Genomic DNA, 26,009 nt, shown 5'->3' with positions numbered 1-26,009 from the left:
GGTGAGGCATTTACGCCACATCCGGCAAGAAACATAGAAACAGTTTCAAACGCTAAATTGCCTGATGCGCTACGCTTATCAGGCCTACATGATCTCTGCCATATATTGAATTTGCGTGCTTTTGTAGGCCGGATAAGGCGTTCACGCCGCATCCGGCATGAAACATGCAAACAATCCAAAACGCCGCGCTCTGCGGCGTTTTTTTCTGCTTTTCTTCGCGAATTAATTCCGCTTCGCAATTTATCCATAAAACAAATTTAAAATCACAAACCATAATTAAATAAAATGTAACCGTTTTCATCTTGCTGGAAATTCACGCTTTTATTCTTCTGCAAGCCTTTCAACTGCAAACTTAAGCCTTGTAACAAAAATCATCAAAATATGTGCGGTTGCTCATGTTCTTACATTCTGGTTACAGAAAGAGATTGATAATTCGCGTCGCGAAAAATAGTCTGTTCCTGTAGTCAGCGAGACTTTTCTCAACGCTACTTTTTTAATTTTTATTTTTTTTCGCTGTTCACCTTTGGTGCAGCAATTTATACGTCAAAGAGGATTAACCCATACGTACGTTTAGTGGCAAACGTAGTACGCTGGCGCTGGCTATCGCCGGTGTTACAGCAATGTCGGGCTTTATGGCAATGCCGGAGGCTCGCGCCGAAGGATTCATCGACGATTCAACCTTAACCGGCGGTATCTATTACTGGCAGCGTGAACGCGACCGTAAAGACGTTACCGACGGCGACAAATACAAAACCAACCTTTCTCACTCCACCTGGAATGCCAACCTCGATTTTCAGTCTGGTTATGCTGCTGATATGTTCGGCCTTGATATTGCTGCGTTTACGGCGATTGAAATGGCGGAAAACGGCGACAGTTCTCACCCGAACGAAATCGCGTTTTCAAAAAGCAATAAAGCCTATGACGAAGACTGGTCCGGCGATAAAAGCGGTATAAGCCTGTATAAAGCAGCGGCCAAATTTAAATACGGTCCGGTGTGGGCGCGGGCAGGTTATATTCAGCCAACCGGTCAGACGCTGTTAGCGCCGCACTGGAGCTTTATGCCGGGTACTTATCAGGGGGCGGAAGCGGGGGCGAATTTTGATTACGGCGATGCTGGTGCGTTGAGTTTCTCCTACATGTGGACCAACGAATATAAAGCGCCGTGGCATCTGGAAATGGATGAGTTTTATCAGAACGATAAAACCACCAAAGTTGATTATCTACACTCCCTTGGGGCGAAGTACGACTTCAAAAATAACTTCGTACTGGAAGCGGCGTTTGGTCAGGCGGAAGGGTATATTGATCAGTATTTTGCCAAAGCCAGCTATAAATTTGATATCGCCGGTAGCCCGTTAACCACCAGCTACCAGTTCTACGGTACGCGCGATAAAGTTGACGATCGCAGCGTCAACGACCTTTACGACGGCACTGCCTGGCTGCAAGCGTTGACCTTTGGTTACCGGGCGGCTGACGTAGTGGATTTGCGTCTGGAAGGCACCTGGGTTAAAGCCGACGGTCAGCAGGGATACTTCCTGCAACGTATGACTCCAACCTACGCTTCCTCGAACGGTCGCCTGGATATCTGGTGGGATAACCGTTCCGACTTCAACGCTAACGGCGAAAAAGCGGTCTTCTTCGGTGCGATGTATGACCTGAAAAACTGGAATCTTCCAGGCTTCGCCATCGGCGCTTCCTACGTTTACGCATGGGATGCTAAACCTGCGACCTGGCAGAGCAATCCGGATGCGTACTACGACAAAAACCGGACTATTGAAGAGTCTGCCTACAGCCTGGATGCGGTCTACACCATTCAGGACGGTCGCGCCAAAGGCACGATGTTCAAACTGCACTTCACCGAATACGACAACCACTCCGACATCCCAAGCTGGGGCGGTGGTTACGGTAACATCTTCCAGGATGAGCGCGACGTGAAATTCATGGTAATCGCACCATTCACCATCTTCTGATGCCCGACGCGGCAGGTTTTGTGCCTGCCGCACGTTTGAGGAATTTGCAATGAAAAAACTGATTCTCATCGCCATGATGGCATCGGGGCTGGTGGCTTGTGCACAATCCACCGCGCCACAGGAAGACAGCCATCTGAAAGAAGCTTACAGCGCCTGTATCAACACCGCGCAAGGTTCGCCGGAAAAAATTGAAGCCTGTCAGAGCGTGTTAAACGTGCTGAAGAAAGAGAAACAACATCAGCAATTTGCCGAGCAGGAAAGTGTACGCGTACTGGATTATCAGCAGTGTCTGCGTGCGACGCAAACCGGAAATGATCAGGCGGTGAAAACCGATTGTGATAAAGTCTGGCAGGAAATTCGCAGTAATAACAAATAAGTGAGAGCTGTAACTCTCGCTTTTCTTATTTCCCTTGCATAAAAAAGCCAACCCGCAGGTTGGCTTTTCTCGTTCAGGCTGGCTTATTTGCCTTCGTGCGCGTGCTCATCTTCGCGGCAATCGCCTTCGGCACAGTGACCGTAAAGATAGAGACTGTGGTTAGTCAGGCGAATGCCATGTTTTGCGGCAATTTCACGCTGACGCGCTTCGATGGAATCATCACTAAATTCGATAACCTTGCCGCAGTCGAGGCAGATCAGGTGATCGTGGTGATGTTGCTGTGTCAGTTCAAATACGGATTTACCGCCTTCAAAATTGTGGCGGGTGACGATACCAGCGTCGTCGAACTGGTTCAGTACGCGATATACCGTAGCCAGACCAATTTCTTCACCCATATCGATCAGACGTTTGTATAAATCTTCCGCACTGACGTGATGGTTGTCCGGCTCCTGAAGAACTTCCAGGATTTTTAAACGAGGAAGCGTTACTTTCAGGCCAGCTTTCTTTAGGGCGGTATTGTTATCAGTCATGCGGAATCTGTCCTGTTACTAAGCGGTTCACTTCATTAGGAGAAGTGACAGAATTTGCTCTTGAGATAATGCGTATCATTATAGAATTGCCACGCCTAAATGAAAACCACAAGTCCCTGGCAAATATTGTTAATAAAAACGTGGCACAGCTTACATTTACAACGGCAAGGCCACTTGAACACCGGGACATTGTACAGGTACAACAGCAAAAGTTACAAATTTGTAGCAATTATTTTGATTGGCATTATCTATTAATACGGCGTAGACATGAGTCTACGCCGCATCACATCAGGCATTGAGAATTTCGTCGAGATGCAATTCTTCAGAAATCTGTTTAACCCATTTTTCTACACGTTCAGCGGTCAGTTCCGGCTGACGATCTTCGTCGATAGCCAGTCCGACAAAGTGGTCGTCATCTGCCAGACCTTTTGACGCTTCGAAGTGGTAGCCCGCAGTTGGCCAGTGACCAACGATAGTTGCGCCGCGCGGTTCAATGATGTCGCGGATGGTGCCCAATGCGTCACAGAAGTATTCAGCGTAATCTTCCTGGTCGCCACAACCAAACAGCGCAACCAGTTTGCCATTGAAATCAATCTCTTCGAGAGTCGGGAAGAAGTCATCCCAGTCACACTGCGCTTCGCCGTAATACCAGGTTGGGATGCCCAGCAGCAGAATGTCATATGCTTCCAGATCTTCTTTGCTGCTTTTTGCAATGTCATGGACATCGGCAACGTCTTTACCAAGCTGTTTTTGAATCATTTTTGCGATATTTTCGGTATTACCGGTGTCGCTGCCGAAAAAGATGCCAGTGATAGCCATGAGTGAAATAACCTCTTGAAACTTATTGAAATGGGGGTGGAAAATTGCCCACGGATAAAGGCAATCATAGCAGAACAGGCAGTCTTGCGGAATCAGCAAACGAGCAGGACTGCACACTGTGCTACATGAAAGTGGAAATTTAAACGATGCCCTGACTACGCAGCGCCGCCAGTTGCTGCATTAACATCTCTTCGATCAGTTCGCTACGGCTCATATTGCGCGATTCCGCCAGCTCGTTCAGCGCCTCGACAGCTTCCGCGTTCAGCTTCAGTTCGACACGCTTAAGGCCACGTACTTTGTCGCGTTTTAGCTGGTTGCGTTTATTAATACGCAGCTGTTCATCGCGCGAAAGCGGATTAGTTTTCGGTCGTCCCGGTCGACGCTCGTGCGCGAACAGATCTAATGTCGTACGGTCCGTTTGTTCTTTGGCCATGATCTTGGTGACTTCGGGGGAAACAATCAGCCAGGCCTCTGCCCGGATGGATAGCGCGCCATAATACATCAGCGCGATGAGTCACGCCAACGCCCACGCGCGGAAAGCGACGCGGACGCTGGGTTTTTAATCAGTTACGTTAATCATTGAGATAGCGACGGATGGCGCGTAGTACCGCATCCGGTTTTTCAGCATGGACCCAGTGACCCGCGCCTGCAATCACATGCGCCCGTGCCTGTGGAAATTGTGTTAGTAAATCATCACGATACTGCTCGCTAACATACGGAGAATTGCCGCCAGGGATAAACAGGGCAGGGTGATCCCATGCCGGGATTTTCTCCCACCCCACAATATGCGGATACTGATCCCACAATACTGGCACGTTAAAGCGCCACTCCCCGTCAACAAAAGATTTCAACAGAAACTGAATCACCCCTTCTTCATTAAGATGCTGGCGCATTATTGCCGCTGCTTGCTGGCGTGTTTGTGCGTCTGATTCACTGACTGCGTTGATGGCCGCGAAAATCTCATCATGACGGCGTACGTGATAGTCGACCGGCGCAATATCAATCGCCACCAGTTTATCGATGCGATCGGGGGCCAGTGCAGTCAGTGCCATCACCGCTTTACCGCCCATTGAGTGTCCAATAAATGTTGCCTTATCGATCTGCAGTGCATCCAGGGTATCAACAAGATCCTGCGCCATCGCCGGGTAATTCATCACCGGATCTCTCGGTGAAAGACCGTGGTTACGCATATCAACCTGGATGATATTGTGATCGTTTACCAGATCGCGAGCCAGTACGCCAAGGTTGTCGAGGCTGCCAAACAGACCATGGACAAGAACGATGGGAGAATTATTGTGCTGGTTTTGTGCAGTTTGCGCGCGGATATTCAATTTCATGGCAAAGTTCTTTTTTTCGCGTTGTCGGGTTAGGGTATTATGTTGACCATTGTGCCACAGGGCTGCAACAAATAAGGTTTAATCCGAGTTTTTCTGCAAGCCAGGCTTGACGCTATCCGCTGCCGGGATTTATTCATATACTCCTGGCGACTTGTATTCAGCTAAGACACTGCACTGGATTAAGATGAAAACGATTGAAGTTGATGATGAACTCTACAGCTATATTGCCAGCCACACTAAGCATATCGGCGAGAGCGCATCCGACATTTTACGGCGTATGTTGAAATTTTCCGCCGCATCACAGCCTGCTGCTCCGGTGACGAAAGAGGTTCGCGTTGCGTCACCTGCTATCGTCGAAGCGAAGCCGGTCAAAACGATTAAAGACAAGGTTCGCGCAATGCGTGAACTTTTGCTTTCAGACGAATACGCAGAGCAAAAGCGAGCGGTCAATCGCTTCATGCTGCTGTTGTCTACACTATATTCTCTTGACGCCCAGGCGTTTGCCGAGGCCACGGAATCGTTGCACGGTCGTACACGCGTTTACTTTGCAGCAGATGAACAAACGCTGCTGAAAAATGGTAATCAGACCAAGCCGAAACATGTGCCAGGCACGCCGTATTGGGTGATCACCAACACCAACACCGGCCGTAAATGCAGCATGATCGAACACATCATGCAGTCGATGCAATTCCCGGCGGAATTGATTGAGAAGGTTTGCGGAACTATCTAAAACGTTGCAGACAAAGGACAAAGCAATGGCAATCCACAATCGTGCAGGCCAACCTGCACAACAGAGTGATTTGATTAACGTCGCCCAACTGACGGCGCAATATTATGTACTGAAACCAGAAGCAGGGAATGCGGAGCACGCGGTGAAATTCGGTACTTCCGGTCACCGTGGCAGTGCAGCGCGCCACAGCTTTAACGAGCCGCATATTCTGGCGATCGCTCAGGCAATTGCTGAAGAACGTGCGAAAAACGGCATCACTGGCCCTTGCTATGTGGGTAAAGATACTCACGCCCTGTCCGAGCCTGCGTTCATTTCCGTACTGGAAGTGCTGGCAGCGAACGGCGTAGATGTTATTGTGCAGGAAAACAATGGCTTCACTCCGACGCCTGCCGTTTCCAATGCCATCCTGGTTCACAATAAAAAAGGTGGCCCGCTGGCAGACGGTATCGTGATTACACCGTCCCATAACCCGCCAGAAGATGGTGGTATCAAGTACAATCCGCCAAATGGTGGCCCGGCTGATACCAACGTCACCAAAGTGGTGGAAGACAGGGCCAACGCACTGATGGCCGATGGCCTGAAAGGTGTGAAGCGTATCTCCCTCGACGAAGCGATGGCATCCGGTCATGTGAAAGAGCAGGATCTGGTGCAGCCGTTTGTGGAAGGTCTGGCCGATATCGTTGATATGGCGGCGATTCAGAAAGCGGGCCTGACGCTGGGCGTTGATCCGCTGGGCGGTTCCGGTATTGAATACTGGAAGCGCATTGGCGAGTATTACAACCTCAACCTGACCATCGTTAACGATCAGGTCGATCAAACCTTCCGCTTTATGCACCTCGATAAAGACGGCGCGATCCGTATGGACTGCTCCTCCGAGTGTGCGATGGCGGGTCTGCTGGCACTGCGTGATAAGTTCGATCTGGCGTTTGCTAACGACCCGGATTATGACCGTCACGGTATCGTCACTCCGGCAGGTTTGATGAATCCGAACCACTACCTGGCGGTGGCGATCAACTACCTGTTCCAGCATCGTCCGCAGTGGGGCAAAGATGTTGCTGTCGGTAAAACGCTGGTTTCATCTGCGATGATCGACCGTGTGGTCAATGATTTGGGCCGTAAGCTGGTAGAAGTCCCGGTAGGCTTCAAATGGTTTGTTGATGGTCTGTTCGACGGCAGCTTCGGCTTTGGCGGCGAAGAGAGCGCAGGGGCTTCCTTCCTGCGTTTCGACGGCACGCCGTGGTCCACCGATAAAGACGGTATCATTATGTGTCTGCTGGCGGCAGAAATCACCGCGGTCACCGGTAAGAACCCGCAGGAACACTACAACGAACTGGCAAAACGCTTTGGTGCGCCGAGCTATAACCGTTTGCAGGCAGCTGCGACTTCCGCACAAAAAGCGGCGCTGTCTAAGCTGTCTCCGGAAATGGTGAGCGCCAGCACCCTGGCAGGTGACCCGATCACCGCGCGCCTGACGGCGGCACCGGGCAACGGTGCTTCTATTGGCGGTCTGAAAGTGATGACTGACAACGGCTGGTTCGCCGCGCGTCCGTCAGGCACGGAAGACGCATACAAAATCTACTGCGAAAGCTTCCTCGGTGAAGAACATCGCAAGCAGATCGAGAAAGAAGCGGTTGAGATTGTTAGCGAAGTTCTGAAAAACGCGTAAACACATTTAATAAGAAAAAGGGCGGTCAGAAGATCGCCCTTTTTTACTTATGACTGCCTGATGCGCTACGCTTATCAGGCTTGGGAAGATGGTGCAATATATTGAATTTGCCCTATTTTGTAGGCCGGATAAGGCGTTCACGCCGCATCCGGCATGAACAACGAGCACTTTGCCAACAAACTGAATAGCTCAAGGGAATTCAAAATGAAGACCAAAAGGAGTCTGGTCGTCAGAGTGGCATTAATTACCGCCACACTACTACTGACAGCATGCGCCCAACCTGAACAATCATCATTAGCTGGTGACTGGTTACTGACCCCTAAAGATAAAACCAGAGGATTAACGGGTAGCATTGCGGTAAATATTGCGCCTTCCCGGTGTAAGACAAATTGCCGTGGCGATAACTTACCTGATAATACCCGCCGCTGGCAGTTGTCAGGCGGGAACGAAAAAGAACTTACTTATCTTCATGATATGTCAGCACAAGAAAAGACCGGTTTAAATCCTGAATGGCAATGCTACACCTCATTTTTTATGAGGATTTGCCAGGGTAAGCCCGGCACTCGACCGATAGTTAATGAGGATTATGTCAGCGAAAGCGGATTTTTTGGCTCGATGATGCATGTCGGGATTATTGAGTTGCGACGCTGTCAGTCAGAAAATTGCCAGCAAGAATTGAAAGCGATAAACACACATTAAAATAGCGAGTCCGGGAATGAAACCCGGACCTGAACATGTCTTATTGCGTGATTGTTTCTTTCATTTGATACTGCATTTCCCAGAGTTCAGTAAGCGAAATAACTTTTCTTGTTCTTGCTTCTTCACTTTGTACCCATAAGAAAGGGTAGAAAGTGAAGGCTTCCGTTGCCGATAATTTTATTACGTCTTCTTGCCATTGCGGCCAGCGTACATTTTCATAGAAGGTATCTAAATCACCGGATAATGCCCACTGAAGAAACTCAGAATATCCAACCTCCAGACTTTCCCAATTCAGCGTATCTGGCGCAAAATAATAAACGCAGCCAGTATCTTCCCCAAGATCGCCACCATTAAGAGCAAAAATTCCCCCTGCGACATCATCGGCGATGGGTAAAGCCCGCACGCTTGCGAATTCAGGGCGTTGTGTCCAACTTGCTGGATCTCGTGGTAACCGGGGGTGACCAGAGCCTGCTATGCGTAACCAACCGTTATCAATCAGCAGACCTCCGGAGCCATAGACAAGCGCACCCATCGGTGATTTTGTTGTAACCTGTAATTGATAAAGTGCGGTTTCGGCTAAATCTTTATTAACCGGTAAGAGTTCGGCATGGTTTGTGGCTTCTTTTAACCAATTCTGGATTATTGGCCAGGCTGAATCTTCCGTATTTACTAACTGACTCACTTCACGCATCGCTACTTGCTCCTTGTGTGCTACGGTGTCATTTATGATGAGGCATTGTATGGGACATTTTTTAAATATTAAGTTCCTTATATTTGAATAAAAAATGACTTTATCCATACATTGCCACTTTTTTCAAAGCATAAACCGATACCCAATACCGGTTTCAGTAATGAAATGGCGGGGCGGACGAGATCCTGTTCCAGTTTTTGTCGCAAATGCCTCATATAATTACGCAAATAGTTGCTGTGTTCGACCGCGTTTGGACCCTACACCTGCCGGATGCGGCATAAATAACGAACTCTTTGTCAACAAACAGAAAGGGCGATCATTCAATCGCCCTTTTTTATTTCGCTTTTTTAACCGTGTTTGTTTTTCAGTTCAAAGCGTGGTGATACCAGACCATACAGTGTCCAACCAAGGAAAGTCACGATGGAACCGTACAGCATGGCTTCTTCCCCGGATGAGTACAGCGCATAGAAACTGTACATCGCACCAACAAAGGCAACAAAGTTTGCTACTTTCGCTTTTGATGGTGGCACATTGGCGACCTTCTGAATAATGACTAATGCCGCCATCGACAGGATATACGGAATGATATTGGTCACCACGGCCAGGTTAACCAGCACGTTGAACTGGCTGTTCAGTGACGGGCTAATGGTCATCAGTGCCAATCCACTCTGAATAATCACAATGGTCAACATCCCCTGAACCGGTGCATCCACTTTGGTTACACGGGAGAAAATTTTAGGGAAGTAGCCTTCATCAGATGAAGATTTAAACACCTGGGCAATGGTGAACTGCCAGCCAAGCAGTGAACCGCAGCAGGACATCACCATCAGCGCCATAATGACTTTACCCACTTCCGGTGTGAACATTTGCGCGAAGGCCAGACCAAATGGTGCCGTTGAATTTGCCAGCTCCATATTGGGCACAATCCCGGCAATCACGTTGGTGGAGACGATATAAATCACCGCCGCACCTAACGTACCGCCGAGTACCGCGATTGGCACATTACGTTCCGGGTTTTCCACTACATCAGTATTCGCACACGCAGACTCCAGACCAAGAAAAGCCCACAGCGTCATGGCGATGGAAGAACCTACCGCACTGAAGAACGGTGCATGATGCGGATTCCAGGAATCAACGTAAAGTGTCGGGCTAAACCAGAACCAGCCGATAACGCACAGGCCTACCACCGGAATAATGACCCCCCACACGGTAATGCTACTGATTTGCCCGGTAATGCGCGCACCACCAAAGTTAGCCACGGTACAAATCCACAGCACTCCGATGGTTGCCAGACCAATCTGCACTGGTGACAAACTCGCGCCGAGCAGTTCGGTGCCGTAACCAACTGCCGAAATAGCAATCGCCACGTTAGCAATCAGCAGCGAGACGCCGTAGGTATAGTTCGCCATAAAGTTACCGGATTTACCGAAAGCATACTCGGCATAACCGCCCATACCGCCTGATTTACGGCTGAACATACCGCATTTTGCGAATGCCCATGCCAGCGCCATTGAGCCTACGGCTGTCACCAACCAGGAGATTATTGAGATCGTCCCAACTTCGGCAAGCTTTGTCGGCAGCATGATGATGCCGGAGCCCATCATGTTGACCATCGTCAGTATGGTTAACTGAACGACGCCCATTTTGTTCGATTTAGCCTGACTCATAATTTTTCCCCTTTCAACAGGGTGCTTTGCGCATCACGAGGCTTGATGACATAGCACCAAACTTGCTTACGACCATCATGTTCTTCGATATAGACACCCTGCAGCTCCGGTGCAAAACCTGGTAGCAGGTTGATCCCTTCTTCCAGAGCGCTGAAGTAACGCAGAACAGCACCACCCCAGATTTCACCCGGAACAACACACAGCACACCCGGAGGATAAGGAAGCGCACCTTCGGCTGCGATACGGCCTTCTGCATCCGGCAGACGAACCAGCTCCACTTCACCGCGTAAATAGGCGTAGTTGGCTTCTTGTGGATTCATGCTGACGCGTGGGAAGTGCTCCTTACGGAACATCTCTTTTTGCAGTTGTTTCACGTTGTGACGGGCATACAAATCATGCATTTCCTGGCACAACTGACGCAGGGTATAACCGGCGTAGCGCTCTTCATGCTGTTTGTAGATGGAAGGCAATACTTCCGCCAGAGGCGCATCAGCTTCCAGTAGTTTTTCGAAGCGTACCAGCAGGGCAACAAGTTGCTGCAGTTTGGCCATATCTTCTGCCGGAGTCAGCAGGAAGAGGATGGAGTTAAGATCGCATTTTTCCGGCACTACGCCATTTTCGCGCAGGAAGTTAGCAAGAATCGTCGCGGGTACACCGAATGCTTCATATTCGCCGTTACGTGCATCAATGCCAGGAGTTGTCAGCAACAGTTTGCACGGATCGACAAAGTATTGGTTCTCTGCGTAACCTTCAAAAGAATGCCAGTGCTCACCGGGTACAAATTTAAAGAAGCGCAGATCAACCGCAATTTGCGCTGTTTCATACGATTGCCAGGGTTTACCATCCACCAGTTCAGGAACGAACGGACGAATGTGCTGACAGTTATCGAGGATCAATTTGCGGGCATTAATACCGTTAACCACACAATCCATCCACATATTACGACCGCTGACACCTTCATGCATTTTGGCGTTGATATCCAGTGCGGCAAACAGCGGATAGAACGGGCTGGTGGAGGCGTGCATCATAAAGGCGTTGTTCATGCGTTTGTGCGGTACATAACGCTGTTGCCCTTTGATATGGCTGTCTTTTTTATGAATTTGTGAAGTCTGAGAAAAACCAGCCTGCTGCTTATGTACAGATTGCGTAACCAGAATACCCGGATCGTTCTCATTAAGCTCCAGTAGCAGCGGCGAACAGTCCGCCATCATCGGAATAAACTGTTCATAGCCGACCCATGCTGAGTCAAACAGGATGTAGTCACACAGATGACCGATTTTATCCACCACCTGGCGGGCGTTATAAATAGTACCGTCGTAGGTGCCTAACTGAATCACAGCGAGGCGGAACGGACGCGCCTCTTTTGCCCGTTGCGGTGCAACTTCTCTAATCAGTTCACGCAGATAACTTTCTTCGAAGCAGTGCGCATCAATCCCACCGATAAAACCATACGGGTTACGTGCTGTTTCCAGATAAACCGGTGTTGCACCAGCCTGTAGCAAGGCCCCGTGGTGGTTAGACTTATGGTTATTGCGGTCAAACAGCACCAGATCACCCGGTGTTAGCAGGGCGTTTAAAACCACTTTGTTGGAAGAGGAGGTGCCGTTTAAAACAAAGTACGTTTTATCGGCATTAAACACTTTAGCCGCATGTTGCTGTGCAATGCATGGCGCACCTTCATGAATCAGTAGATCGCCCATTGCTACGTCGGCATTACACAAGTCGGAGCGGAAGAGCATTTCGCCAAAATATTCCACGAACTGATTGCCTGCCGGATGGCGACGGAAAAACTCACCCCCCTGATGACCCGGGCAGTCAAAAGCGCTATTGCCCTGATTGACATAATCGACCAGTGCGCGGAAGAAGGGCGGGCGCAGCTGCGTTTCATAATGGCTGGCAGCGGTTTCTAACTGACGTCCATAAAATTCTTTCCGTGATTCGCAATGCTCGAAGACACCAGTAATACGTGGCAGATATTCTGCTGGTACACGTTCTTCATTTTCCGTTGCAATAAAAACAGGAATGCCATAGCCAGTAGCGTCTATTTCATCGAGTTTTCCACGTTCAACATCATTGACTGATAAAATAATGGCGGCAACGTCAATATAATTACTTTCGTCAATATTCACGCATGCACGATGAGTGGAAAAACAATCCGGGCAAGAACGACTAACGGCAATTTTTAATTCTGACATTTTGTTCATCTCTTTATTTCAGGTAATAGCAGGTCCTCAATTTCTCAAAGGAGAAATCGATCACGCCGGAAAAAAAGCAAAACTCCACCGCTGATAAATAAATCAGTAGTTTGCTTTTTGCAGATGCAATAACCCAGACCAGCCCGGTAACTGGCTATACTCGTCATACTTCAAGTTGCTAGTGCTGCGACTTGAATTATTTAGAGTTTAAAAGGGTTAGCAGTATATGAGCACCGAGGGATACAGGTATTAACCTGTAATGCTTAAAGTCAGGGAGACCTGTACGCTGGGGTGCCCTTTAGTCAGAAGACTAACGGGCATTAAAGAAATGAAAGTCAAAACTATTACGATGGGCAAACTTCATGATATGGGTTGTCCGCCTTATATGAGGCATTAAGCGGTTATTATTTTCCATTTACCTTTACCTTTTGCTGTGTCAGTTGAAGGTAGAGTTATTCTATCCATGAAAAGGCTATAAACTGTGAAGAAGATCAACAAAAAACGATCACACCCCAAATAATAAATCGTTAATTATGAATAGCGCCATATTAGATGCTGTTTTGTTGTTTAAATGTTGCAATTTCGTAGGTTATATTTTCATTAAGAAATTAAACCTGCCAAATAATAATTTTCGGGGCAGGTTTAATAATAAATTAATAATTAGTTAAGCGTATTTATTGAATAATAATTCATGGCATAAACCGATACCCAATACCGGTTTCAGTAATAAAATGGCGAGGGCGGGCGGGATCTTGCTCCAGTTTTTGTCGCAGATGCCCCATATATATACGCAAATAGTGGCTGTGTTCGACCGCGTTTGGTCCCCACACCTGGTTGAGAAGCTGGCGCTGGGTGAGCACTTTTCCGGCATTGTTGAGCAGCACCGCCAGCAGGCGGAATTCAATCGGGGTGAGATGCACCTCTTCCTCGCCGCGGTGGATTACGCGGGCGGCTAAATCGACGGTAACATCAGAAAATTTCACCAGCGGATCGGGAGCGGCGGTGGCGGAGTGGCGACGTAAAGCAACGCGCAGACGGGCCTGTAATTCGCCAATACCAAATGGCTTACTCAGATAATCATCCGCTCCAGCATCCAGCGCGGCGATTTTGTCGCTCTCTTCGCTGCGGGCGGAAAGCACAATTACTGGCACCGCGCTCCACTGGCGCAGGTCGCGGATAAACTCAATCCCATCACCGTCTGGCAGGCCGAGATCGAGAATAATCAAATCGGGCTTACGGGTTGCCGCTTCCAGCAAGCCGCGTTGCAGCGTTTCGGCCTCAAAGACGCGCATCCCATCGCCCTCCAGCGCCGTGCGCAGAAAGCGACGAATAGCCTGTTCATCTTCAACAATCAGAACGTTTGTCACATATCCTCATGAAATTCTTCAAGTTCAGGGGCAGTTTGCTGGGGAAGTGTAACACGAAAACAGGCACCACCTTGCGGTCGGTTGAAGGCGGTAATGGTGCCGTCGTGTACATCCACAATCGCCCGACAAATTGCCAGCCCAAGCCCAACGCCCGGCACCGCCGACTCTTTATTTCCACGAGCAAACTTATCGAATATCGTCTGCTCCTGACCTGGCGGAAGACCGGGGCCGTTATCCCAGACATCCAGTTGTAGATTTTCGCCCTCAACGTGGGCATCGATACCAATTTCGGCCTGCGCACCCGCATATTTCACCGCGTTCTCCAGCAGATTAATCAGCACCCGTTCAAAGAGTGGCCCATCAACGTGGATTAAGGTCAGCGGTTCTGGCAAAGACAGGTTGATGGGCGATGATAATCCCGGTTCCAGCATTTGTAGCGCGCTACCGACCACTTCTTCCAGCGTTAACCACTCTTTCTTCAAATTAAAGCCGCCGGACTGAATTCGCGCCATATCCAGTAGATTATTCACCAGTCGGGTCGTGTTCAGCACATGCTGACGAATCTCGCTGGCCTGGCGGGCGTGAGGCGATCCTTCGCTTGCCAGATCGAGCGTTAAGATTTCTGCCTGACCGAACAGCACCGTAAGCGGCGTGCGTAAATCATGCGAAAGCGCCGCCAGCAGGGCGTTGCGGATCTGTTCTCGTTCGCTTGCCATCCGCGCCTGTTCTTCGCTGGCGGTCAGCGCCAGGCGTTCCAGGGCATTGGCAACTAACAGCGTGAACGTCTCCAGCAGGCGTTGCTGTTCCGGGATCATCAACTGGCGCAGATTCCCCGGTTCCACCACCACCAGCCCGTAGGTTTTCTCACCGCTTTTTAACGGCAAAATCTGGTATGGCACACCGGGTAACGTATCGGTGCCCGCGCCCGCAGGCAGGCCTTTATCAAAACTCCACTGCGCGATGGCATCGTCCCACGGCGTCATTCCTTGCGGATGTGTTAACGGCTGCAATTTACCGTTGTCATCGGGTAACAATACCTGGCTGCGGGCATGAAACGTAGAAGCAATAAATTGTTCGCTGGTGGCGGCGATGTCCTGCGGACTGCGGCCCACAGCCAGAGCTTTCGACATTTCATATAAGTGCCGTGTGCGTTGTTCGCGGTAACGGGCTACCCGCGCCTGATAACGCACGCCAGCAGTAAGGTTCCCGATCACCAGCCCGACGGTTAACATCACCGCGAAGGTCAGCAGATATTGCACATCAGAGACGGCGAGCGTGCCGCGTGGGGCGATAAAAAAGAGATCGAAACTCACCACATTAATGACGGTAGCAAGCACCGAAGGCCAGCGTCCATAAAATAGCGCCACCACCACCACGCCAAGCAGATACAGCATCACCAGGTTGGCGGCATCAAACGCCATCAGCCACTGCATGGCAATTAAGGTGATAACGGCACATAACGCGGCGGCAACCACGCACCCCTGAATCTGTACCCGCCACTTGTCTTTAAAAGAGCGGCTATCCGGCGCGTTATTAAGCGGGCGGGCGGGTGGTTCATCAAGCGCGACCAGCACCTGATCGAGATCGGGGGCGATGCGCGCCAGTCGGTCAGCAAACGTTTCCCGACGCCACCAGCGGCGCGAGGCCGGGCGACCGAGAATAATCTTGCCGAGATTATGTTCACGGGCATAATGCACTACGGCTTTTTCTTCCGCCGGATCAGAAAGTGTTGCTGTCTCCGCGCCCAGCTCCTGCGCCAGACGTAAGGCGCTGAGAATTGCCCGACGTTTTTTCTCCGGTAAGCGATGCAGGGCAGGGGTTTCAACATACACCGCGTGCCAGACGCTCCCAAGGCGCGATGCCAACCGCGCCGCCGCGCGGACCAGTTTTTCGCTGCCGGTGTTATGCCCAATACATAAAAGAATCGCGTCGCGCGTGTGCCAGACTTTCTCTTCGCCAGGATGCCCCCGCCAGGCGCGCATTTGCTCATCTACGCGATCGGCAGTACGGCGCAGTGCCAGTTCGCGCAGGGCGATCAGATTGCCTTTGCGGAAAAAATGTTCAATGGCGCGCTCCGCCTGCCCGGCAATATAGACTTTGCCTTCTTTCAGCCGTTGACGCAGATCGTCTGGGGGCAAGTCCACCAGCACTACGTCGTCGGCAGCATCAAAAAAGGGATCGGGCACGGTTTCCCGCACCTGAATTCCGGTGACGCCGCTGACCACATCGTTCAGGCTTTCCAGATGCTGAACGTTGACGGTAGTGAAAACATCAATGCCCGCTTCCAGCAGCTCTTCAATGTCCTGCCAGCGTTTAGGATGACGAGAGCCTGGCGCATTACTGTGCGCCAGTTCGTCCATTAAGATCAGCGCCGGACGGCGGGCGAGGGCGGCATCGAGATCAAACTCGCTGATGTGCCGCCCACGGTACGCCTGGCGTTTTAGCGGCAGAACAGCCAGCCCTTCCAGCATTGCGGCGGTATCTTTCCGTCCGTGAGTTTCAACCACGCCAACCACAATATCCAGCCCTTGCGCCCGCAGTCGCTGGGCTTCTGCCAGCATCGCCCAGGTCTTCCCGACGCCTGCACAGGCACCGAAAAATACTTTCAGCTTCCCCCGATGCGGCGCGGCAGTTTGTTCCAGCAGACGATCGGGGTCGGGACGTAAGGGTTCGTTATTCATCAAGCTTATCCAGCGCCAGATTGAGTTCGACAATGTTGACGACCGGCTGGCCGATATATTTCACCAGCGGTTGTTGGCTATATTTTGCGATCAGCTGCGTGAGCTGTTCAACGCTGAGATTACGCGCTTTCGCCACGCGTGGGATCTGCCAGGCCGCCGCTTGCGGGGTGATGTTATTGTCCAGCCCGCTTGCCGACGCCGTCACCAGTTCAACCGGAACGTTCGCGCTGGCATCCGGGTTAGCGGCCCGTAATGCAGCAACGCGTGCGGCTATTAGTTTATCCAGCTCAGGGTTACTGACCGCCAGATTGCTCCCGCCAGAAGCCTGTGGATTATAGGGCATTTCTGCCGTTGCCGACGGGCGACCATGAAAATAGCCGTTGCCGGTAAAATTCTGCCCGATTAATGCCGAGCCGCGCACCGTATCACCTTCGCGAATCAACGAACCATTGGCCTGCCAGGGAAACCACCATTGCCCCAGCGCGGTGGTCAGCAGCGGGTAAACACCGCCAGTAATCAGTAACAAAAAGAGAAATGTTGATAATGCCGGACGTAATCCACGCATGGTAAACCTCACACCAGACCGCAAACGGTCAGCAGTAAATCAATGACTTTGATACCAATAAACGGCACCAGCAGCCCACCCAGACCGTAAATCCATAAGTTACGGCGCAACATGGCAGAAGCGGTAAGCGGTTTATAACTCACGCCTTTTAACGCCAGGGGAATTAAAAAGACGATAATCAAGGCGTTGAAAATCACCGCACTGAGGATGGCGGAGTCGGGTGAATGCAGGCGCATGATGTTCAGCGCATTTAACTGCGGATATGTTGCCGCGAACGCCGCCGGAATAATGGCGAAGTATTTCGCCACATCGTTGGCAATGCTGAAGGTGGTCAGCGAGCCACGGGTCATCAGCATCTGTTTGCCAATATGCACCACCTCGATCAACTTGGTCGGGTTAGAGTCGAGATCCACCATATTGCCCGCTTCTTTCGCCGCCTGAGTACCAGAGTTCATCGCCACCGCGACATCTGCCTGCGCCAGCGCCGGAGCATCGTTGGTGCCGTCGCCGGTCATCGCCACCAAACGGCCTTCCGCCTGATACTGACGAATTAACGCCAGCTTGGCCTCCGGTGTCGCTTCGGCGAGGAAATCATCGACGCCCGCTTCCGCGGCAATGGCGGCGGCAGTCAGACGGTTATCGCCAGTAATCATCACCGTTTTAATGCCCATTTTGCGCAGTTGGGCGAAGCGCTCTTTAATACCGCCTTTGACGATATCTTTCAGCGCAATAACGCCCAGCACACGAGAACCTTCCACCACCACCAGCGGCGTGGCTCCCTGACGCGCAACCTGATCGACTTTTTGATCGATATCGGCAGGGAAGTGACCACCGTTAGCCTCAACATGGCGGCGAATGGCATCGACAGAACCTTTACGGATCATACGGTTATCGATATTGATCCCGCTCATTCGACTTTGCGCAGTAAACGGTACAAAAGTGGCGTGAAGCGACTGCACATCGCGCTCGCGCAGGTTAAAACGCTGCTTGGCGAGGATCACAATACTGCGGCCTTCCGGCGTTTCGTCGGCCAGCGAAGCCAGTTGCGCTGCGTCGGCCAGCGTTTTTTCCTCTACGCCCTGCGCAGGGATAAACTCTGATGCCTGACGGTTACCGAGGGTGATGGTACCGGTTTTATCCAGCAGCAGGACGTCCACGTCGCCCGCCGCTTCAACTGCACGCCCGCTGGTGGCAATCACATTCGCGCCCAGCATCCGACTCATCCCGGCGACGCCGATCGCTGACAACAGGCCACCGATGGTGGTTGGAATCAGACAGACCAGCAGCGCCACCAGTACCGTTACACTGACTGCATTACCGCCCCACGCGGAAAACGGCCACAGCGTGGCGGTTGCCAGTAAAAAGACGATAGTCAGGGCAATCAGCAGAATGGTCAGGGCAATCTCGTTCGGCGTTTTACGTCGCTGCGCGCCTTCCACCATCGCGATCATCCGATCCAGAAATGTCTCACCGGGGTTAACGCTGCACTCAATCACCAGCCAGTCAGAAAGAATACGCGTGCCGCCGGTGACGGAGGCAAAATCGCCGCCGGATTCACGGATCACCGGTGCCGATTCCCCGGTGATGGCGCTTTCATCGACCGATGCGCCCCCTTCAATGACTTCACCATCGCAGGGGATAATATCGCCAGCTTCTACCAGCACGATATCGCCTTTACGCAGTTGATCGGCAGGAACTTTGTCCGCCGCAGCGCCATATTTCGGCTCACGCAGCTTGCGGGCAAAGGCAGTTTTTTTCACCCCTTTCAGACTGTTGGCCTGCGCTTTACTGCGGCCTTCTGCCAGCGCCTCGGCGAAATTAGCGAACAGTACGGTGACCCACAGCCAGCCGCTAATGGCCGCGCTAAACAGCGCATTGCCAGGCATCGCACCGCTTGCCATCGCGATGCTAATACAGGTGGTCAGCAGACTGCCGATCCAGACGATAAACATCACCGGATTGCGCCATTGCGCCTGCGGGTTTAATTTTTTCACCGCTTCTTTCAGCGCCTGAACGACAAGTGTTGGTTCGAATAGCGCCAGTTGTTTACGACTCATATTCAGTGCTCACTCAATATCATCAGGAGAGATATTCCGCCACCGGACCAAGCGCCAGGGCAGGGATAAAGGTCAGTGCGCCAACCAGCAACACGGTGCCGATTAACAGGCCAACAAACAGCGGGCCGTGCGTTGGCAGCGTGCCGGAGCTGGCGGGTTGGCTCTTTTTACTCACCAGCGAACCGGCAATTGCCATTACCGGGATAATCACCCCGAAGCGACCAACAAACATGCAGAACGCCAGTAAACAGTTCCAGAACGGAGAGTTGGCGCTTAATCCGGCAAAGGCGCTGCCGTTGTTGTTAGCGGCGGATGACACGGCGTACAGCACTTCGCTAAAACCATGCGGGCCAGGGTTGAGCATGGCGCTACGTCCGGCGTCGGTCATCATCGCCAGTGCTGCGCCCATCAGTACCAGCGTTGGAGTGACCAGAATCGCCAGTGCGGTCAGTTTCATCTCGCGTACGTCGATTTTTTTACCCAGATATTCCGGCGTACGACCAATCATCAGCCCAGCAATAAACACCGCCAGCAGGACAAACAGCATCATGCCGTAAAGACCAGAACCGACACCGCCGAACACCACTTCACCAATTTGCATCAGCCACATCGGCACCATGCCGCCGAGAGCGGTAAACGAATCATGCATCGCAATCACCGCGCCACAGGAAGCCGCTGTAGTCACGACCGCAAACAGGCTACTGACCAGCACGCCGAAACGGCTCTCTTTACCTTCCATATTGATGCTGCTGTCCGCACCCAGCGCCAGCAGATGAGGATTACCCTGAACTTCTGCCCACATCACCACGCCTACGCAGATGACAAAAATCACTGACATCGCCCACAGCAACATGCGCCCCTGGCGGCGATCGCCTGCCACTTCACCAAAGGCAAAGCACAGCGCTGTTGGGATCAAGAAAATCGCCAGCATCTGCACGAAGTTGGTCAGTGCGGTTGGGTTTTCAAACGGATGCGACGAGTTGGCATTAAAGAAGCCACCGCCGTTAGTACCGAGCATCTTGATCGCTTCCTGAGAAGCTACAGGCCCCATGGGTAACAGCTGTTGCGCTCCTTCAACGGTATTCACCGCCTGATAGGGCAGAAAGTTTTGCAGCGCACCTTGTTGAATAAAAAACAGTGCGATCAACAACGCCACAGGGACTAGCACCCATAACGTGATGCGTAGCAGATCGACCCAGGCATTCCCGAGTGTGCTCATGCTCTGGCGGGTAAATGCACGAATGAGGGCAAAAATCACCGCAATCCCGCTGGCGGCAGAAAGAAAGTTTTGCACCGTTAAGCCCGCCATCTGGCTGAAATAGCTCAACGTGGTTTCACCGCTGTAAGATTGCCAGTTGGTATTCGTGCCAAAGCTGACGGCGGTATTCAGCGCCAGATCCCACGACAGCCCTGGCAACTGCTGTGGATTAAGCGGCAGATAGTGCTGACCGAGCAACATAAAAAACAGCACTGCCAGCCCCAGCATGTTCAGGCCGAGAATGGCACAGAGATACTGCTTCCAGTTCATCTCACGGTCAGACACGCCAAGTGCGCGAAAAAGTACGCGCTCAACGCCCGTCGTACCAGGAAGAGGAATATCATTAATCAGCCGCGCCAGCCCACTGCCCAAAGGGCGCGCCAGCACCATTAACACCAGTAAAAACGTGGCAATCAGTAAGAACCCTTGCGCAGCCATCAGAACGCCTCCGCATTGATCAGGGCATAAACCAGATAACCCAGTAATAAAAACACCAGCAACACGCCGGCTATCACGCCTGCACTCACAGTGCACCTCCAGTGGCCTAAAAGTGATACCGGAAGGGTAGAATTCTGGCTGCAAAGATTTCGCAAAAATCTGCGGGTGGGGTGTAAAAAAAGTATAAAAATGGCAAAAGCCATGATTTAACTAATGTTTAGTATTAATTTAACTTTCATGTAACTTAATTACACGATGAATGTAAATAAACCATCAATAAGCAAAAATAAGTGGTCGGATGAGTAGTAAAATTACACAAAAGGCGGTACTATTTTCATCAGATAAACAAATTCATTTTTCCGGTGCCATTCACCGGGTAGATACAAAAGGGGGAGAAAAGTATGGAACTCTACAGAGAATATCCTGCATGGCTTATCTTTTTACGCCGTACTTATGCGGTTGCAGCGGGCGTTTTGGCGCTGCCTTTCATGCTTTTCTGGAAAGACCGCGCCCGCTTTTACAGCTACCTGCATCGCGTCTGGTCGAAAACCAGCGATAAGCCGGTGTGGATGGATCAGGCCGAAAAGGCAACCGGTGATTTTTACTGATTGCTGAGTTTTGAAAACATTGAAAACCGCTAGTGGAAACGCTGGCGGTTTTTTTATAATGCGCGATGTAGTATATGGTTCACCATCTGGTCAGAAAGTGTCTTTCTAAAACACTACGGCGTAATGAATTCATAGATTGATTGTCTGGCGGAAGTCAGGTTCATAACGTATTATTAGCGCTTGTCTACAAGGCAATGTGTATTTCCGCGATGAGTAAATGAAAATAAAAAGTGAAGATATATTCATCAAGATAATCAATAAATAATCTTTCAGGTATTCTTAACATGAATAAAATTATAGAATATATAAATAAAATTGAATTTGACATGTCAATCAAGTTTCCTCCAGTGTATAAACGTTTTTTGATAGAAGAAATTAAAGATAGTGAGACCTATGAAATAACTAATAAGAAGCACGAAACATTATATTTATATAACTATTCTGATCTTATTGAAAGAAATGAAACATATGATATTCAACAAGTGGAACCTGACTATTTTTTGATAGGTCAAGACGGAGATTTAGGCTATTTTATCTATGTTGGGAGTGCTAAGGAAAGTGATACTATATTTAGTATTGATTTAGGTGCCTTAGGAGCCATGGAGTTTTCGGTAGAAGCTGATGATGTATATTTTTGATTTTCATATTGTAATAAATTTATGAATGTTAATTTCATCTTTTTTTGATAGACGATTTACTACTGAAATTTAACTGGATGATATGGAAATTAAAATGCAAGATGTTATTCTTAAATTGATTGCCAGAGGATTGATTGATATCAGAATTGCAGCTAACTCTGGAAATTCAAAGGCTTGTTTTATATTGTCTGATTTTATACATGTTCTGCCTCATACAGCTAATTGTATGGTCAATGATGGACAGAGTTATGAGGATGTTATGAATGATTTATATGCGCGGGCTAAAATTAAAAACATGGAAGATTGGCTTGATAATGCTTTAAATGATATATACACGTGATCATTGACACTGCTTGATTTGATTCTGTCAGGGGATAATGCTCAAACTATGAACATCAGACTATCACCTGAACTTTAGTTTCAACACCGTCAAGGCTGTGACTGCCGCGTCTGCAACCTGAGTGGTGGCAGGATACGTAACGGTGAGCGTAAATCTGTTAAAACCACTGGCAGTCGTACCCGGATGAATATTATTGCCGGTGCTGTCGCAGGCGGTGCGTTGACCGGATTGATGTGTGGTCCAGGAGCACCTGTTTGCGTACTTATTGGCGGCTTTGTCGGCGGTGCACTTGCCGCATGGGAAATGGGGCGCTTGTGGAATTGATTATGCAACAGGTTAATTCGATATCGTTGGTCAAGGTTCACAAAGCGACTGATTTATCTCAGGCTCAGTCTGACGTTGTGCTTAATGGCAATAACACAGGTATTATTGTACCAGGGCAAATACTGGAAGCGGCAATTCAGGTTAATGACCAGCGTTATATCCTTTTTCTGACGGATGACGTTATTTTTGAGGAATCACTGACAATTGTCCTTATCGATGTTAACGATGGAGTTAAAGAGACCGTACGTTTGGGTAATGAGTATGCGACGGGAAGTTTTGAGGGATTATCCGTTACAGCGGATAGCATCAATTTCAGATTCATTGGTGATTCTCTCTGGACAATCCAAACCGTTGACTCACCATGCTTGACGCTTCCTTTTGGTTCAGATCCGAAAGGTGTGAAACGAGAAGCCAGACTGAAAAAATACATGACAATTTCGGTCATCCCTGCACCTGAGCAAACTCGCTGATGTTATTTCAGAAAAATTATAGCAAACAAAGGTACTATAAATTGAAAAATAAAGAAACCCTAAAACAGATTTATCACCTGCAATATGATTCGTTCGCTTTCAAAAGTGGTTTAATAAACTGGTATAATTCTTTATTAGATAAAACACCCGATGAACTGGATGAAAATGATATTGCCAAAATGCTTCGTCAGAATATCTTACCGGCGCTTGCTGTACAAAAAGCAATTGAGATGATAGAGATTAATCTTATGGTGGGCTATTTATATGATGGGGAGCTATTGCTGGTATTGAGTAATCTCATCGGAGTGACTATTTTTCTCCTTTGCAGTTACTGAAATTAAAAAATATCATCAATAATTTTGATGACAACATGTTAAACGTTGCTGCCATGAGCGATGAAGAAAAGAAACTATTTCTTGCCACCATGAAATTTATTATGAATAATTGAATTTTTTTACTGTTATCATTTATTCGTTTCGTTTTTTCAGTACCGCCGTCTACACTTACTCCTGTAAACCGCCCAGGAGTAGTAATGAATCAACAACTTTTTGATGACAGCACCCTTATCCGCATTTTTGCTTTGCATGAGTTACACCGTCTTAAAGAGCGAGGCTTAACGCGCGGGGCGCTCAACGATTATCACAGCCGCTATAAACTCGTCTTTCTGGCTCATTCCCAGCCGGAATACCGCAAACTTGGCCCGTTTGTGGCTGATATTCACCAGTGGCAAAATCTGGATGACTATTACAACCAGTACCGCCAACGCGTAATTGTTTTGCTTTCTCACCCCGCCAACCGACGTGACCACACCAATGTTTTGATGCACGTTCAGGGATATTTTCGCCCACATATTGATTCCACAGAACGCCAGCAGCTGGCGGCGCTTATCGACAGTTATCGCCGTGGCGAGCAACCGCTTCTTGCGCCGCTGATGCGTATCAAACACTATATGGCGCTTTATCCTGACGCCTGGCTTTCAGAGCAGCGTTATTTCGAACTTTGGCCGCGGGTGATTAACTTGCGCCATGCAGGAGTTTTATGACTACCCATCTGGTCTGGTTTCGCCAGGATTTACGTCTGCATGATAATCTCGCGCTGGCGGCCGCTTGCCGCTATTCGTCTGCACGCGTGCTGGCGTTGTATATCGCTACACCACGCCAGTGGGCGGCGCATAATATGTCGCCGCGTCAGGCTGAATTTATCAATGCACAACTGAACGGGCTACAAATCGCGCTGGCGGAAAAAGGCATTCCTTTGCTGTTTCATGAAGTGGATGACTTTGCCGCCAGCGTCGAAATAGTTAAACAGGTGTGCGCGGAAAATCGTGTTACCCATCTGTTTTATAACTATCAGTATGAGGTGAATGAGCGGGCTCGGGATGTGCAGGTTGAGAGAACGCTGCGTAACGTGGTGTGTGAAGGATTTGATGACAGCGTGATCCTGCCGCCGGGGGCGGTGATGACTGGCAATCATGAGATGTACAAAGTCTTTACGCCATTTAAAAACGCCTGGCTGAAACGGCTGCGAGAAGGGGGGCCGGAGTGCGTCGCTGCACCAAAAGTTCGTAGTAGCGGATCGATAGAGCCCGCGCCATCCATTACGCTGAATTATCCTCGTCAGTCTTTCGATACTGCGCATTTCCCGGTGGAAGAAAAAGCGGCGATTGCGCAATTACGCCAGTTTTGCCAGAACGGTGCCGGAGAGTATGAGCAACAACGAGATTTTCCGGCAGTGGAAGGCACCAGTCGTTTGTCCGCCAGCCTGGCAACGGGCGGGTTATCGCCTCGCCAGTGTCTGCATCGCCTGTTGGCGGAACAGCCGCAAGCGCTGGATGGCGGGGCTGGTAGCGTCTGGCTTAATGAGCTGATCTGGCGCGAGTTCTACCGTCATTTGATGACGTATCACCCGTCACTGTGTAAGCATCGCCCCTTTATTGCCTGGACCGATCGCGTACAGTGGCAAAGCAATCCCGCCCATTTAAAGGCCTGGCAGGAAGGCAAAACGGGATACCCAATTGTTGATGCCGCCATGCGTCAGCTTAATAGCAGTGGCTGGATGCATAACCGGCTACGGATGATTACAGCCAGTTTTCTGGTGAAAGATTTATTGATCGACTGGCGCGAAGGCGAGCGATATTTCATGTCGCAGCTGATTGATGGTGATTTGGCAGCCAATAACGGTGGCTGGCAATGGGCGGCCTCCACCGGAACCGATGCTGCGCCGTATTTTCGTATTTTTAACCCGACAACCCAGGGCGAGAAATTTGATCGCGAAGGTGAGTTTATCCGCCGATGGTTACCGGAGCTGCGCGATGTACCAGGGAAAGCGGTGCATGAACCGTGGAAGTGGGCAGATAAATCAGGTGTGACGCTGGATTATCCGCAACCGATAGTCGATCACAAAGAAGCGAGAGTACGAACGTTGGCAGCGTATGAGGCGGCGAGGAAGGGGAAATAACAGACGCGTCAGGCAATCTTGCCCGGATGCCGGATACTGCGTGAACACCTTCTCCGGCCTGGCAAATAGTGCAAATTCAATATATTGCAGGGACATCCAGGCCTGATAAGACGCATTAAGCGTCTTATC

Annotated in this window: 29 protein-coding genes and 2 pseudogenes; 13 read left to right on the top strand and 18 right to left on the bottom strand. The window is 50.0% G+C overall.

The annotated features are described in order from the left end of the window. Positions 1 to 52 precede the first annotated feature (52 nt). Positions 53 to 301, bottom strand: coding sequence for a hypothetical protein (locus BEB42_RS27225; RefSeq protein ID WP_077627102.1), 249 nt, complete (start codon positions 299 to 301; stop codon positions 53 to 55). 259 nt (positions 302 to 560) lie between these two features. On the opposite strand from BEB42_RS27225, the gene chiP reads away from it, so the two are divergent. Beyond that, positions 561 to 1,967: a chitoporin ChiP gene (chiP, locus tag BEB42_RS20290; protein WP_001258839.1), complete on the top strand. Its 1,407-nt coding sequence runs from the start codon at positions 561 to 563 to the stop codon at positions 1,965 to 1,967. A 49-nt stretch (positions 1,968 to 2,016) separates the two neighbouring features. Beyond that, the gene (gene chiQ, locus BEB42_RS20285) at positions 2,017 to 2,343 is read left to right on the top strand and encodes a ChiQ/YbfN family lipoprotein (protein WP_000733586.1); all 327 of its coding nucleotides are present in this window, start codon (positions 2,017 to 2,019) and stop codon (positions 2,341 to 2,343) included. 83 nt (positions 2,344 to 2,426) lie between these two features. On the opposite strand, the gene fur is transcribed toward chiQ, so the two are convergent. The 5 genes from fur to ybfF form a co-directional block, all read right to left on the bottom strand. Continuing rightward, positions 2,427 to 2,873: a ferric iron uptake transcriptional regulator gene (fur, locus tag BEB42_RS20280; protein WP_000131702.1), complete on the bottom strand. Its 447-nt coding sequence runs from the start codon at positions 2,871 to 2,873 to the stop codon at positions 2,427 to 2,429. Further along, positions 2,866 to 2,952 (bottom strand): fur leader peptide, encoded by an 87-nt coding sequence (gene uof, locus BEB42_RS20275; RefSeq protein ID WP_001695552.1) that lies wholly within the window; start codon positions 2,950 to 2,952, stop codon positions 2,866 to 2,868. The genes fur and uof overlap by 8 nt, the downstream gene beginning before the upstream one ends. 209 nt (positions 2,953 to 3,161) lie before the next feature. Continuing rightward, entirely contained in the window at positions 3,162 to 3,692 is a 531-nt protein-coding gene (gene fldA / locus BEB42_RS20270) for a flavodoxin FldA (protein ID WP_001018618.1), read from the bottom strand. Positions 3,693 to 3,831: 139 nt separating this feature from the next. Further along, complete coding sequence (ybfE, locus tag BEB42_RS20265) at positions 3,832 to 4,125, bottom strand: LexA regulated protein (protein WP_001300829.1); 294 nt, start codon at positions 4,123 to 4,125, stop codon at positions 3,832 to 3,834. Between the two features lie 139 nt (positions 4,126 to 4,264). After that, positions 4,265 to 5,029, bottom strand: a complete 765-nt coding sequence (gene ybfF / locus BEB42_RS20260) for an esterase (protein WP_000773274.1) — start codon at positions 5,027 to 5,029, stop codon at positions 4,265 to 4,267. Positions 5,030 to 5,213: 184 nt separating this feature from the next. Between ybfF and seqA the strand changes: the two genes are divergently transcribed. The 3 genes from seqA to BEB42_RS20245 all read left to right on the top strand — a co-directional run bounded on the left by seqA (position 5,214) and on the right by BEB42_RS20245 (position 8,124). After that, positions 5,214 to 5,759 (top strand): replication initiation negative regulator SeqA, encoded by a 546-nt coding sequence (gene seqA / locus BEB42_RS20255; RefSeq protein WP_000848387.1) that lies wholly within the window; start codon positions 5,214 to 5,216, stop codon positions 5,757 to 5,759. A gap of 25 nt (positions 5,760 to 5,784) precedes the next feature. Continuing rightward, positions 5,785 to 7,425, top strand: a complete 1,641-nt coding sequence (pgm, locus tag BEB42_RS20250; RefSeq protein WP_001295675.1) for a phosphoglucomutase (alpha-D-glucose-1,6-bisphosphate-dependent) — start codon at positions 5,785 to 5,787, stop codon at positions 7,423 to 7,425. Between the two features lie 204 nt (positions 7,426 to 7,629). Continuing rightward, positions 7,630 to 8,124, top strand: coding sequence for a hypothetical protein (locus BEB42_RS20245; RefSeq protein WP_024218660.1), 495 nt, complete (start codon positions 7,630 to 7,632; stop codon positions 8,122 to 8,124). Positions 8,125 to 8,164: 40 nt separating this feature from the next. Here BEB42_RS20245 and BEB42_RS20240 read toward each other — a convergent pair whose 3' ends face one another. From BEB42_RS20240 to kdpF, 12 genes and pseudogenes are all read right to left on the bottom strand, one after another. Beyond that, complete coding sequence (locus tag BEB42_RS20240) at positions 8,165 to 8,815, bottom strand: DUF2625 domain-containing protein (RefSeq protein WP_001209504.1); 651 nt, start codon at positions 8,813 to 8,815, stop codon at positions 8,165 to 8,167. A gap of 123 nt (positions 8,816 to 8,938) precedes the next feature. Next, positions 8,939 to 9,072: pseudogene (locus tag BEB42_RS26805) on the bottom strand (winged helix-turn-helix domain-containing protein); the annotation flags it as partial. Positions 9,073 to 9,162: 90 nt separating this feature from the next. Further along, positions 9,163 to 10,482, bottom strand: coding sequence for a putrescine-ornithine antiporter (gene potE, locus BEB42_RS20230; RefSeq protein ID WP_000075850.1), 1,320 nt, complete (start codon positions 10,480 to 10,482; stop codon positions 9,163 to 9,165). Continuing rightward, complete coding sequence (gene speF / locus BEB42_RS20225; RefSeq protein WP_032183711.1) at positions 10,479 to 12,677, bottom strand: ornithine decarboxylase SpeF; 2,199 nt, start codon at positions 12,675 to 12,677, stop codon at positions 10,479 to 10,481. Before speF ends, potE begins: the two co-directional genes overlap by 4 nt. 310 nt (positions 12,678 to 12,987) lie before the next feature. Further along, complete coding sequence (speFL, locus tag BEB42_RS26315; RefSeq protein ID WP_001312672.1) at positions 12,988 to 13,092, bottom strand: leader peptide SpeFL; 105 nt, start codon at positions 13,090 to 13,092, stop codon at positions 12,988 to 12,990. Next, on the bottom strand, positions 13,071 to 13,202 hold the full coding sequence (locus tag BEB42_RS27115; protein WP_103253904.1) for a TonB-dependent receptor: 132 nt from the start codon (positions 13,200 to 13,202) through the stop codon (positions 13,071 to 13,073). Before BEB42_RS27115 ends, speFL begins: the two co-directional genes overlap by 22 nt. Positions 13,203 to 13,366: 164 nt before the next feature. Next, positions 13,367 to 14,044: a two-component system response regulator KdpE gene (gene kdpE, locus BEB42_RS20215; RefSeq protein WP_000186068.1), complete on the bottom strand. Its 678-nt coding sequence runs from the start codon at positions 14,042 to 14,044 to the stop codon at positions 13,367 to 13,369. Beyond that, on the bottom strand, positions 14,041 to 16,725 hold the full coding sequence (gene kdpD, locus BEB42_RS20210) for a two-component system sensor histidine kinase KdpD (protein ID WP_001353358.1): 2,685 nt from the start codon (positions 16,723 to 16,725) through the stop codon (positions 14,041 to 14,043). Before kdpD ends, kdpE begins: the two co-directional genes overlap by 4 nt. Further along, a complete protein-coding gene (gene kdpC, locus BEB42_RS20205; RefSeq protein WP_001353357.1) occupies positions 16,718 to 17,290 on the bottom strand; it encodes a K(+)-transporting ATPase subunit C in 573 nt (190 codons plus the stop codon). Before kdpC ends, kdpD begins: the two co-directional genes overlap by 8 nt. Before the next feature lie 8 nt (positions 17,291 to 17,298). Further along, entirely contained in the window at positions 17,299 to 19,347 is a 2,049-nt protein-coding gene (kdpB, locus tag BEB42_RS20200) for a potassium-transporting ATPase subunit KdpB (protein WP_000087973.1), read from the bottom strand. A 22-nt stretch (positions 19,348 to 19,369) separates the two neighbouring features. Next, positions 19,370 to 21,043: a potassium-transporting ATPase subunit KdpA gene (gene kdpA / locus BEB42_RS20195; protein ID WP_000741127.1), complete on the bottom strand. Its 1,674-nt coding sequence runs from the start codon at positions 21,041 to 21,043 to the stop codon at positions 19,370 to 19,372. Continuing rightward, positions 21,043 to 21,132, bottom strand: a complete 90-nt coding sequence (gene kdpF, locus BEB42_RS20190) for a K(+)-transporting ATPase subunit F (protein WP_001365534.1) — start codon at positions 21,130 to 21,132, stop codon at positions 21,043 to 21,045. The genes kdpA and kdpF overlap by 1 nt, the downstream gene beginning before the upstream one ends. A 312-nt stretch (positions 21,133 to 21,444) precedes the next feature. Here kdpF and BEB42_RS20185 point away from each other — a divergent pair, with 312 nt between their 5' ends. From BEB42_RS20185 to phrB, 8 genes and pseudogenes are all read left to right on the top strand, one after another. Further along, positions 21,445 to 21,651, top strand: a complete 207-nt coding sequence (locus BEB42_RS20185) for a YbfA family protein (protein ID WP_000424924.1) — start codon at positions 21,445 to 21,447, stop codon at positions 21,649 to 21,651. A gap of 284 nt (positions 21,652 to 21,935) precedes the next feature. Further along, the gene (locus tag BEB42_RS20180; RefSeq protein WP_001033417.1) at positions 21,936 to 22,289 is read left to right on the top strand and encodes a hypothetical protein; all 354 of its coding nucleotides are present in this window, start codon (positions 21,936 to 21,938) and stop codon (positions 22,287 to 22,289) included. A gap of 82 nt (positions 22,290 to 22,371) precedes the next feature. Continuing rightward, a complete protein-coding gene (locus BEB42_RS20175; protein ID WP_002431428.1) occupies positions 22,372 to 22,629 on the top strand; it encodes a hypothetical protein in 258 nt (85 codons plus the stop codon). A 117-nt stretch (positions 22,630 to 22,746) separates the two neighbouring features. Beyond that, positions 22,747 to 22,866: pseudogene (locus tag BEB42_RS27060) on the top strand (IS630 family transposase); the annotation flags it as partial. 89 nt (positions 22,867 to 22,955) lie between these two features. Further along, complete coding sequence (locus tag BEB42_RS20170; protein WP_001188052.1) at positions 22,956 to 23,423, top strand: hypothetical protein; 468 nt, start codon at positions 22,956 to 22,958, stop codon at positions 23,421 to 23,423. A 41-nt stretch (positions 23,424 to 23,464) separates the two neighbouring features. Then, positions 23,465 to 23,758 carry a contact-dependent growth inhibition system immunity protein gene (locus BEB42_RS20165; RefSeq protein WP_227456958.1) on the top strand — a complete coding sequence of 98 codons (294 nt, stop codon included), beginning with the start codon at positions 23,465 to 23,467 and terminating at the stop codon, positions 23,756 to 23,758. Positions 23,759 to 23,955: 197 nt separating this feature from the next. After that, on the top strand, positions 23,956 to 24,465 hold the full coding sequence (locus tag BEB42_RS20160) for a YbgA family protein (RefSeq protein WP_001075789.1): 510 nt from the start codon (positions 23,956 to 23,958) through the stop codon (positions 24,463 to 24,465). Continuing rightward, on the top strand, positions 24,462 to 25,880 hold the full coding sequence (phrB, locus tag BEB42_RS20155; RefSeq protein WP_000207160.1) for a deoxyribodipyrimidine photo-lyase: 1,419 nt from the start codon (positions 24,462 to 24,464) through the stop codon (positions 25,878 to 25,880). Before BEB42_RS20160 ends, phrB begins: the two co-directional genes overlap by 4 nt. Positions 25,881 to 26,009 lie beyond the last annotated feature (129 nt).

Source organism: Escherichia sp. MOD1-EC5990, from assembly GCF_002965285.1.
Lineage (GTDB): Bacteria > Pseudomonadota > Gammaproteobacteria > Enterobacterales > Enterobacteriaceae > Escherichia > Escherichia coli_F.
Note: the sequence above shows the minus strand (reverse complement) of the source record. Positions and strands in the feature narration are given on the sequence as shown.